Genomic DNA, 11905 nt, shown 5'->3' with positions numbered 1-11905 from the left:
CTGATGCAAAACTCTTCAGTCGGCGGAGGTAGACTTTGTTTGTGTAAGATCGATTTCTAATCGCACTTATGAAAAATAGTCTACAACAGCTTGGGCGATCGCCTCCGTACCATTTTTATCTAATTTATCCGACAAACAGGGCGGATGCAGCGGTTGTCGCAAAAACTCCCAATCCCCCTCAAAAAACTCCGCCGCCGTCAAAATTTGATGTTCCGCATAATTTTGAAGCCATTCCAGCAACACCGGAGCTTCTGCAAAACCTTCTCTCATTATAGAAATAACAGGTATTTCCAAGCGCAAAGCTTCCGCAAAAGTGCTGTATCCCGGTTTAGAAACTAAGCGCCCGCAGACAGGCATAATATCAACCGGACGCAGTAAAATCGGGAAAGATTGTGTAAACTCCTGATTTTTAACATAAATCAAATTCGGCAAATCGGGAGCTCCCGCATCAAAAGTAATAAATTGCCAGTCGCTAAATAGCTGTAAATTTTGATAAGGAATTTCCTCTAAACCCAGCCCGCCGAAAGTTAACAATACAGTTTTTTCCAGCGGTGTTTCTATTCCGAATACTTCCCGAACGTGGTCGTTACTGTAGCGAGGATTGCCGCCAGTTAAGCCAACATCTTGAATATTTGGGAAAGCTGCCATCGGTTCGTGTAAAGGAAGACGAAAAAGCCGATCGCACATTCCGAAACATTCAGCAATCCAATCGGCCATTTCTGCAAACTCCCCGCCCCAATCTCGATAGATAAAATCCCACCCGAAATTGCTCATCATCCAGCAAGGAACCCCAGCCGCTGCCGCCATTCGCGTTGCCAAAGGAGGAATGTCTGCCAGCACCAAACCCACCCGATTTTGCTTGATAAAATTAACTTCGCTCGCAATTAGCGAATTTTGCTTTTTCCGAATTTCCCGCAATTTTTCCAGCGTCGCGTCTTTATCCATATTCAAACTGTCAGCTTGCACGACACCCACATCAAAAGCGCGGGGACGGTGGATAAAGTCGCCGCCAATGTAAGAGTCTAGCAGCCAGCGAGGTGCTGTTGTTGTGATAATTAGTAAAATATCTGGATTTAACTCTTGAATTTTGGCAGCTACGCAGCAGACTCGGACAGCGTGGCCGAATCCGTGATTCGTGATGGCAATATATAATGTTGGTCGAGACATTGATAATAGGGAATGGGGAATTGGGCATCGGGCATCGGGCATCGGGCATCGGGCATCGGGAATTGGAGGTAGAGACGGGAAGCCAGCAAGGCCAAGCTTCAAGCGACGCACAACGAACAATGACACAATTAATAAGGAATGACTAATGACTAAGCGGTTGTGTATTTAACTTGTATAGCCATCCTAAATCATTTGTGAATTTCTTACTCCCTCCCCTTGATAAGGGGAGGGTTGGGGTGGGGTCAAAAATTTACGACTGCTGCAAGGATTGCTATATATTCCTGGCGTTGCTCTGAGCAACTGCCCAGAAGAGTTTTATTATTATTATTGACTATAATAAAATTAGTTTTTAATGATGGCCGCCACTCCTCTCTTTATGAATAAATTAAAACTAAAATTTTTCCTCCTAACTTAATTATAATTGTATAGGCATCGAATATGCCCGAACCCATCAATCGGACGCGCCCTCAGACCAAACAGGCAATTGATTAATCTTGTCCAGGGTTATATCTACATACTTTTTACCGTCCGCCGTCAGGTTTTCCCCAAAATATCCATCATCGCCGTCGTGCTTGTGAGGGCCACTCAAAGCTTCTGCATAGCGGCCTTGCAAACGAGCTTGATTGAAAGGAGAAGTCGCGTACCAGTACCAGCGACTCGGAAAAACTATGCCGCCAATATCCTCAATTGAATCGCGAGTGCCGCGAAAGTGGAAAATGCGATCGGCCTCTGCAAAACCATTTTGTCCCGAAAACACGCCCCCAACCGAAACAACCGTAATTTCTGCCTTCAGCCATTCTTTAAGATAGCGAGTAGCACCCAAAGCAACTTGTGCGCCGCCGCTAGTGCCAATTAAAATAACTTTCAAAGGTTGTTGAGAATTAACTGAAATGGGAGATTGAGCATTCATGCGATCGATAATTGCATTAGCCATTCCCTGATTGTATGCAAAGCCGTAGCGATAATCTAGAGAAATTGCAAACCTCCAGAGATTGCGAATTTTGATGAATATATCCCCCGCAATCGGCCCGCTTTTTGCCTGTTCTGCAAACCGCCAAAAAGGAGCTAGCCACCGCTCTCCTCCTAAACTTTTGTTAGACGCTGAATAAGGAAAAACATCGCCCACTGCTACGCACTGCGGGTGACTTTTAACTAAACGCTTGAGAAAAAACTCTTCACCAGGGGTTAATTCATCCCCCGAAAAATCGCCAACTCCCGGTAAAAAGATGATATAACAATTGAGTGGCGAAGACTTACGCGCTTCTAGATTGCCCTTCTTAGAGGGCAATATCTCCGGCGAATTTTTCTTGATACCAAAAGTTTCGGCATTTTGATTCAGCCACCATATAACAGTCCCCACCGGCGAAAGAATGCCCCAAATTACCAGGATTACACCGGCGACGATCAACAAATTTAAACTTCCCCCGCGCAGCCATGCAAGTATCCGTAAAATCAATCTTAGCATTTAATAAAATCTGGTAGAATGCCAATTAATTACCTAATTACCTAGAATTAGTTCGGTGATTCTGCTGTATTAGAGCTTATTTTGTAAAAGTTGTCAACTATCTTGAGGAGCAGGAGTTCAACGTGAAGGGAGAAGATTCAATTGCAGGTTTGGGGGCAACGCTTTGGAACGCACTTTCTTTGAACGGCAATTTTTACGAAAAAACTCCCTACACTGGCAGAACTAAGCGAATAGCTTTAACAATTGTAATGTTAGCTGCGCTGTCCCGCGTGTTGGGCAGTGCTATCATCTTGTTAATCAACCGAACTGAGCTATCAGTAATATTTCTAGGACTTTTCATAGAGGGTTTGGCAGTCGCGGGGGGTTATTATTTTTGGACTTTCACTATCTTTAAAATCGGGGAGTGGCTGAAGCCGGGGCACGTAAATTATGGCGAGTTGTTGGTTCCGATCGGCTTTGCTTACGCCCCCCAGGTGCTGAATTTTTTAACGCTAATTCCCTTGCTGGGAGAAGGAATAGAGCGGATATTAGCGGTCTGGAGTTTGCTAGCTGTAATTGTGGCGGTTCGCCAAGGTTTGGATATTCAAACTCGCTGGGCGGTGTTAATTTGTTTTGTGGGCTGGCCATTGATCCAAATTGCGATCGGCTTTGTGGAAGTAATTGAACAGTTGCTTTCACGATGGCTTTAATTCATCAAGACGGCAACAGTATAGTAAACTCGCTGCCCTCTCCAGGTTCCGACTTGCAAATTAACTTTCCTCCATGCTGTTCTACCACAATTTGATAACTGATAGATAATCCCAAACCAGTCCCCTTACCTACCGGTTTAGTAGTAAAAAACGGATCGAATATTTTACCCAGCACCTCCGAATTCATCCCCACACCATTATCAACAATGCGAATCGCTACTTGATTTCCTTCCGCGACTTCAGTGCAAATCTGGATTGTCGGAGTGTGTTTCGAGTCAACTTCACTCCCTCTTTCGCCACAAAAAGCATCAATCGCATTGGTCAATACATTCATAAATACCTGATTAATTTCTCCCGGATAGCAGTTCACTAAAGGCAAATTGCCGTACTCCTTGATCACTTGAATATTAAGTAATTTGTGATCCAAAATCATCAACGTGCTGTCGATACCTTCGTGGATATTAACCCATTTTCTATCTGATTCATCTAGGCGAGAAAAGTTTCGCAGCGACAGCACAATATCGCGAACTCTCGCCGCGCCCACTCTCATTGAATCTATCATTTTAGTGAAATCATTCATTAAAAAATCTAAATCTATTTGCTCTGTTTCATTTACTATTTCTCGCACGGGATTAGGGTAAGTTTTTTGGTATAAACGTAGTAGATGTAGTAAGTTTTCAGCGTATTCATTGGTGTAATATAAATTTCCATAAATAAAGTTAATCGGGTTATTAATTTCGTGAGCAATTCCCCCAACTACTTGCCCTAAACTGGACATTTTTTCACTTTGAATTAGCTGCAATTGAGTGTGGCGCAGTTCTTCCAATGCAGTATGCAAATTCTCAGTTCTTTGGGCCACTCGCGTTTCCAGAATACTATAAAAACGAGCATTTTCTAGAGAAATAGCTGCTTGTGCAGACAGGATTCCCAAAATTTCTAGCCTGTCGCTAGTAAAAGCACCTTTTGTTAAATTATTTTCTAGATAAAAAATTCCCGTAAGGTTGCCTTGATGGATAATTGGCAATACGAGGATAGATAGGGGTTGATTGGTCGCAATATAAGGGTCGAATTGGAATTGCTCGGCTCGGGTAGCATCATCTAAAACCAAGTATTTTTGGGTTCTTTCTACATAGTTAATCAATGAAAGTGGGAGGAGATCGGATTCGGCAATCGGGAGAGATTGTAACACGGTTACATCATTAAACTGACCTGTAAGTCCAGCTTCTATGAATAATTGATTACCTGTATTGGCAAGAAATAATACTTTGTGAGCGCCTGCGTTTTCTTTTACAAGCTGTACGAGTTTCTCTAGCAAGCGGCTGAGAATAATTTCGCTCGAAACAGCTTGTGATGCTTTGACAACTGTTGAAAAATCCAGCACCAAACTATTGTTCATAGTAGTTTTGGCAGTGCTGATAACATTTTTTTTATGTATTACGTCTTGATGGCGCTCAACTAAATAATGATAACGGGATTCTAAGTCTTTAACTTTGGCTGTAGCTCCCCAGCGGATGTAAGCATAATAAGCTTTGGTCAGATAAGCTCGAGCACTTATCTCTTTATCCAAAGATTGATAAAACTCTCCAGCTAATTCATAAGCTAATGCTTCTTCGTGGATGTAACCGTTAGCAGCAGCTCCTTTAATAGCTAAGTCATAATAATCCATGGCGCCAAGTTTATCGTTGATAACTCGCGCTTTTTCTGCTTCGACTAACTCGTATTTATGCTGATAATTCATGGGTGCATGGTATGCCCACTTTTTCATAAGTTGCTGATTAGAGTTAACAATAGCTAGGGATGCTTCTTGATTGTCACTGTGAGGATAGTGAGCGAGGAGTGCCAGCGAATAGTAGAAATTGTGTACCCCAACAGTGATTAAGCCGATCGCCCCATCTGCGTATTCTGCCGCTAATCTACCGCAGGCAACAGCCGGAGCATAATCTTTAAATAAATAAAGCAGCATCAATTTAGCAACATAAGCTGCAAACAGCGACATTCGATTATTTTCTTTCTGCCAACGCGACATCACAGCAGGTTCATCCAACCTGCCGCTAACTAATCGTAATTGCTCTGCTGTTTTGCTTCTTAAACTTGAAGCAATTACTTGCCAGATTTTAGCATAACCTATGGCAAATTCGTGCTTATTTTTTATCAAAAATTCCATATAAATGGTTTGTTTTTCTTTTACAAAATCTAGGGGTTCTCCCACCACAAATAAATTAGCAATATAGTGCTTAGAATTATAAATTGCCCATTCTAAGTCACCACTTTCCACACCAAAACTCCTTCCTTCTAGAAAGGAAGCAAGTGTATTCTTAGTAGACTCTTTCCAGATTCTTATATGACCATTAAACATTACAGAAACCTTAGCTTTCTGTTGGGTAGCATTAAATTGTTCTAGCAGCTTTAAAGCGATTAGCCCAGCGTAGTAGCCAGCTTCGATGTCGCCTTCGATGCCACATAGGATCGTTCCATAAAGAGTATAGGGAAAAGTAGCTAATGCTGAATGACCGCGATCAATACAAAGATTGACCATAGTCAAGACGAGGGAGGACACAATTTCTGGTTTGGCAATATAAGCAGGAGGATAGAGGGCTGTCAGGATTTCCATAGCTGCCAGTTGATAAGGATCTGTCATAACTGGCAGGTTTTCTAATTCCTCAATTCGCGGCAATTTTGGCACTGCAATGGTTTGCTGATCTAATAGGTTGACTCCCAGCATTTCCAGCACTTCTAGACCTGTTTCAACCGCTTTTAGCATCTGGCTTTGAGCCTGATAAAAGAGGATCTTTAGCTGATACACTTTCACTATGTCAAGCTGGTTTTTAGCCGATCGCAAAACCACTTCTGCCAAAACTTCTGCTTGCTCAAAGTTGGTGTTTAAATATTCCGCTTCCAGCGTCTCTACATACAGCCGCAGCGTCATGTCATAGTTACGAACCCAGCTATCAGGTGCTAATAAGGAAATTCCCACATTCAAATACTTAACAGCGGGTTCGTAAGCGTTAGCTGCTTTTGCCTTATGCCCAGCCATTAAATTTAATCCTGCTAATTCATCTTTTTCTGATTGCTGGGTGAGACAATCAATTCCTACATTCAACTGGTTAATAATATCAAAAATTCTCTCTTCTACTTTATCGGGTGGCGTATTTTCAAGTAGCAATTTACCGATGCTAAGATGAGTGGCTTTCTTCTCATCATCAGGAATCAGCGAATAGGCAGCTTGCTGGACGCGATCGTGCAAGAATTTATAGCCGACTCGCGAAGAATTGAAATTTAAATTAACGGCTGATTCTCGATCTAAAAATAAAGGAATAAGGTAACTCTCATTCAAGGGAAGTATTAACCCCGCTTGCAAAGCATCCCAGAGTTCCGTAGCAGTGGCTGATGGAGATTTTGCGTTGACAGTAGAGAGAACATCTAGAGTGAAATTGTCCCCAACACAAGCGGCTAATTTCAAAACTTCTCGTGTAATCTCTGGCAGTTTTTGAATGCGACTGGCTACCAGTTCAACTACACTCTTATCTGTAATACCAATAGCTTGAATATCCTCAATGTTCCACTGCCACTGCCCTTTTATTCCGGTAGACAGCAGCCGGGTAAAGTCAAATTTCAAAAGTTGTTCTTGATAAAGAGTGTTGAGCAATTGCGTCACGAAAAAAGGATTACCACCAGTTTTATTCCAAATTAACTCCGCTAAGGGGTGAATTCTTTCTGAGTCATTCAACGTCTCCGAAATTAACTCAGTTACCTGGGCTAAAGAAAGAGGTTGCAGCACCAATTTGTTGATAATAGTCCCCGTTTGTTCAAGGTACTCTACTGTTTGCATTAAAGGATGTGTAGAGCTAACTTCACGATCTCGATAGGCTCCAATTAATAGTAAATATTTGCTGTCTGGGTCAGTTGCCAGCAATTCCATTAATTTCAAGGTCGCTGAATCTGACCACTGCAAGTCATCGAGAAATATGACTAATGGATGCTCTTTTTGTGCGAATACGTGGATAAATTCTTTGAATAGCCTGTTAAAGCGGTTTTGTGCTTCTGTTGGGGCCAGGTCGGGAACTGCAGGCTGTTTGCCAATTACCAATTCTAGTTCGGGAATCACGTCAATAATTACTTGTCCGGCATTGCCTAGTGCGACTAAAAGTTGATGTTGCCAATCTTGTATTTTTTTGCTATTTTCGGCAAGTAATTGCTGGATCAAAGATTGAAAAGCTTGAATTAAAGATGCGTAAGGTATATTCCGCTTGAATTGGTCAAATTTACCTGAAATAAAATAACCCCGCTGTCGGGTGATGGGTTTTTGAATTTCGCTAACTACGGCCGATTTGCCTATACCTGCATAACCAGAAACTAGGATCAGTTCAATTTGGGAAGGAGAAGAAATTTCCTCGCAAGGATTAGCTACACGTTCAAATGCTGCTAATAGTTGACTGACTTGTGTTTCCCGACCGTACAATTTTTGAGGAATCAACAACTGACTCAATATATCTAAGTTTCCCGGCGTAAAATCGACTATCTTGCCGGTAGTTTCTAACTGATTTAAACAAATTTCTAAATCTGCCAGCAATCCGCCCGCACTTTGATATCTCTGCTCGGCATTTTTGGCAATCAGTTTCATCACAATTTGTGAGATGGCTGGTGGAATCTCTGAATTAATTTGATGGGGTACAATTGCTTGAGATGCTATGTGACTGTAAACTATCTCTAACGGGTCGTTACTCATAAATGGTAATTGACCTGTCAGCATTTCATATAAGGTAATACCGAGAGAATAAAAGTCGGTGCGGTAGTCGAGGGTGCGGTTCATTCTCCCGGTTTGTTCGGGAGACATATAAGCAAAAGTACCGACTAGCGAGTTAATATTATTAATTTGGGGATTTTCTTTGGTTAATCGTGAAGCAATCCCGAAATCGGTCAGTTTAATAATTCCTGTTTGGCTGTTGATGATGATATTACTCGGCTTAATATCTTTGTGAATAATTTTTTGAAGGTGTAGATATTCTAAGGTTTTTATGAGTTGGATGCCAAACCTCAAACAGGTGATGACTTCGAGCTTTTTTCTGGACATGAGGCGATCGAGAGATTCGCCCTCAAAGTCTTCTAAAAGCAAGCCGAGACGGTTGTCAAAGGTTTCTAGGCTAATGACTTTAACGAGACCCGGATGGTCTAAATGTTGGCGAATGCGATACTCGTGCTTGATCCGGGTAATTGCATCAAGGGTGGGATATTCAGCTTTCAGGATTTTGAGTACGGTTGTATCCTGGTGGGTGGGGATTTTTCCTCGATAAATAATCGTTTCGATACCTTCGTGGAGAGTGCAGTGGATTTGGTATTGGGAGAGAAATTGCATGGAGTTCTCCTGAGAGTTGCAAATATATCTGATTCGAGTCGCTGTTCGCTGTTGACTGAGGACACGACCACCCTCAACCGTCAAAAGTCTTGACATGGCAACTGTTATATGCTTAATTAAACCATGTACTTAGGCCAACAAAAATCAAGCTTTATTTGCTCAAACAAGAATACAACTTGTACATAAAATGATAGTATTTATGCAATCAAGCCATTTTGCTACTATTATTCTCAATTAATATCCGATCGACAGCGGACGGCAACCACACCCCTACTATTCGGCTCTCCCCACTGTCCCTCCTCCCTTAGCAAGATACATTGTTAGAGAACGAAATACACAAAAATTTACATCTATAATTTGTGTAGTGTTCCAAATCGCTCCTCACCAGCAGCGATACAGCCCTCGCCCAGACAGTAGGATAGAAAAAATATGTTTGAACGCTTTACAGAACAAGCCATTAAAGCAATCATGCTAGCCCAAGAGGAAGCGCGGCGCCTCGGTCACAATTTTGTAGGCACCGAGCAAATTCTTCTGGGACTCGTCGGCGAAGGCACTGGCATCGCTGCAAAAGTATTACTGGATATGGGCCTCAACTTGAAAGAGGCGCGCAATGAAATCGAAAATATCATCGGTAGAGGTTCCGGGTTCCTCCCGCCTGAAATTCCTTTTACGCCCCGCGTCAAGCGCATTTTTGAGACGGCGCTGAACGAAGCGCGGCAGTTAGGCCACAATTACATCGGTACCGAGCACATCCTGCTGGGGCTGATTCAGGACGATGAAGGGGTGGCGGCGAAGGTGCTGCAAAACTTGGGGATCGATCGCCAGAGAGTCCGCACACAGGTAATTCGTGCCGTGGGAGAAGTCGCGGCGGTACCCGGAGGTAGGGGAGATAGCGGCGATCGCAAAACCCCGACTTTAGAAGAATTCGGCACAAACCTGACCAAGTTAGCCGCAGCCGGCAAACTCGACCCCGTAGTGGGCCGCGAAAATGAAATCGAGCGCGTGATCCAAGTGCTCGGTCGCCGCACGAAGAACAATCCTGTGTTAGTAGGCGAACCGGGAGTAGGCAAAACCGCCCTCGCCGAAGGCCTAGCCCAGCGGATTGTTAATAGAAACGTCCCGGAAATTTTAGAAGACAAACAAGTAATCAGCCTCGATATGGGTTCGCTGATTGCTGGTACAAAGTTCCGCGGCGAATTTGAGGAACGGCTAACGAAAATCATGGCCGAAATTCGCGCTGCAGGCAACATCATTCTGGTCATCGATGAAATTCACACCTTAGTCGGTGCAGGCGCAATTCAAGGCAGCATGGACGCCTCCAATATGCTCAAACCAGCCCTTGCTAGAGGCGAATTGCAGTGTGTCGGCGCCACTACCTTGGAGGAATATCGCAAGCACATCGAGCGCGACGCTGCCTTAGAACGCCGCTTCCAACCGATCAAAGTCGGTGAACCGAGCGTGGCTGAAACAATAGAAATATTGTACGGGTTGCGATCGGCTTACGAACAGCATCACAGACTGACAATTTCCGACGCAGCTTTAGAAGCAGCGGCTACACTGTCAGACAGGTACATTAACGATCGGTTTTTGCCAGACAAGGCGATCGACTTAATTGACGAAGCAGGTTCCCGCGTCCGCGTGATGAATTCACAAACTCCGCCCGAAGTTAAAGAACTCAAAAAGCAACTGCCTGCAGTAACAAAAGAAAAAGATGCAGCAGTGCGCGAGCAAGACTTCGACAAAGCTGGAAAATTGCGCGATCGCGAATTAGAAATTGAAGCCGAAATCGCCGAAGCTACGATCAATAAAAGTCAGCTCAAAACTTCTCCCATCGTCACCGAGGAAGACATCGCCCACATCGTGGCTAATTGGACGGGAGTACCGGTCAGCAAGCTGACAGAATCCGAATCGGAATTGCTGCTGCACATGGAAGATACTTTGCACCAGCGCTTGATCGGTCAAGAAGAAGCTGTCAGCGCAGTTTCTCGGGCTATCCGTCGCGCACGGGTAGGCTTGAAAAATCCCAATCGCCCGATCGCCAGTTTCATCTTTTCCGGCCCCACAGGCGTCGGCAAAACGGAACTTACAAAAGCATTGGCAACTTATTTCTTCGGTTCCGAAGAAGCCATGATTCGGTTAGATATGTCCGAATTCATGGAACGCCACACGGTTTCTAAACTCATCGGTTCGCCTCCCGGTTACGTCGGCTACGACGAAGGTGGCCAACTAACAGAAGCAGTCCGGCGCCGTCCTTACACGGTCATCTTGTTCGACGAAATCGAAAAAGCTCACCCGGATGTCTTCAACATGATGCTGCAAATCTTGGAAGACGGCCGCTTGACGGATGCTAAAGGTCGGACAGTTGACTTTAAGAATACACTGCTGATCATGACCTCCAACATCGGTTCGCGAGTGATTGAAAAAGGCGGCGGCGGTCTCGGTTTCGAGTTTGCTGAAAGTGCCGCAGACGGTCAGTACAACCGCGTTCGCAGCTTAGTAAACGAAGAACTGAAACAGGTTTTCCGTCCCGAATTTATCAACCGCTTGGATGAGATTATCGTCTTCCGCCAGTTGAACAGGGAAGAAGTGAAGCAGATTGCGGACATCATGTTGCAGCAAGTCTTCAGCCGCTTAACCGAACAGGGTATTACTTTGTCGGTGACGGATCGGTTCAAGGACTTGTTAGTTACAGAAGGCTACAATCCCAGCTACGGTGCTCGACCTTTGCGCCGCGCAATCATGCGGTTGTTGGAAGATGTACTGGCTGAGGAAATGCTCTCTGGGAAGCTGAAAGACGGCCAAAAGGCGATCGTTGATGTGGATGAAAACGGTCAGGTTAAGGTAGTGCCCGATGGTCCATCTGAGCCTAAATTGCCAGAATTTGCATTGAGCCATTAATGCCCTCTACAGACGGATAAATACTGTTGATTAAAAACCCGGTTTCTCTGAGAAACCGGGTTTTTCATTAAAAAATACTGGTTAAAAAAAAGCAACTTTAGGCAAGCTCTAAATCCTTATACAGCACTTCCGGCTGTTATGAGGTACAATAAGAAGAGATTCTAAAAATACATCAATGAAAGCATATTCAGTTGATTTGCGAAAAAAAATAGTAGCAGCCCATCAAGAACAGAAGCTGTCGATCAGAAAAACAGCCGCCATATTTTCCGTCAGTAAAAGCTTAGTTCAAAAATTGGTCAAGCAACAAAAAACTGAGGGAAATTTACAGCCGAA

5 protein-coding genes are annotated in these 11905 nt (G+C 43.9%); 2 read left to right on the top strand and 3 right to left on the bottom strand.

Annotated elements, in window-relative coordinates; genetic code table 11:
• Nucleotides 1–66: 66 nt before the first annotated feature.
• Complete coding sequence (locus QUB14_RS10800) at nt 67–1167, bottom strand: glycosyl transferase (RefSeq protein WP_333216948.1); 1101 nt, start codon at nt 1165–1167, stop codon at nt 67–69.
• A 451-nt stretch (nt 1168–1618) separates the two neighbouring features.
• Nucleotides 1619–2632 carry a hypothetical protein gene (locus QUB14_RS10795; RefSeq protein ID WP_333216946.1) on the bottom strand — a complete coding sequence of 338 codons (1014 nt, stop codon included), beginning with the start codon at nt 2630–2632 and terminating at the stop codon, nt 1619–1621.
• 122 nt (nt 2633–2754) lie between these two features.
• Here QUB14_RS10795 and QUB14_RS10790 point away from each other — a divergent pair, with 122 nt between their 5' ends.
• A complete protein-coding gene (locus tag QUB14_RS10790) occupies nt 2755–3321 on the top strand; it encodes a hypothetical protein (RefSeq protein WP_333216944.1) in 567 nt (188 codons plus the stop codon).
• 4 nt (nt 3322–3325) lie between these two features.
• Here the strand turns inward: QUB14_RS10790 and QUB14_RS10785 are convergent, their stop codons facing one another.
• Nucleotides 3326–8674 (bottom strand): AAA family ATPase, encoded by a 5349-nt coding sequence (locus QUB14_RS10785; RefSeq protein WP_333216942.1) that lies wholly within the window; start codon nt 8672–8674, stop codon nt 3326–3328.
• A 429-nt stretch (nt 8675–9103) separates the two neighbouring features.
• Here QUB14_RS10785 and QUB14_RS10780 point away from each other — a divergent pair, with 429 nt between their 5' ends.
• Nucleotides 9104–11572 carry an ATP-dependent Clp protease ATP-binding subunit gene (locus QUB14_RS10780; protein ID WP_190662089.1) on the top strand — a complete coding sequence of 823 codons (2469 nt, stop codon included), beginning with the start codon at nt 9104–9106 and terminating at the stop codon, nt 11570–11572.
• The last annotated feature ends 333 nt before the right edge of the window (nt 11573–11905 follow it).

The sequence above is a fragment of the Microcoleus sp. B3-D2 genome, assembly GCF_036705345.1.
In the GTDB taxonomy this organism is placed as follows: domain Bacteria; phylum Cyanobacteriota; class Cyanobacteriia; order Cyanobacteriales; family Microcoleaceae; genus Microcoleus.
The sequence above is the reverse complement of the archived record's forward strand: the minus strand, read 5'-3'. Positions and strand labels throughout refer to the sequence as shown.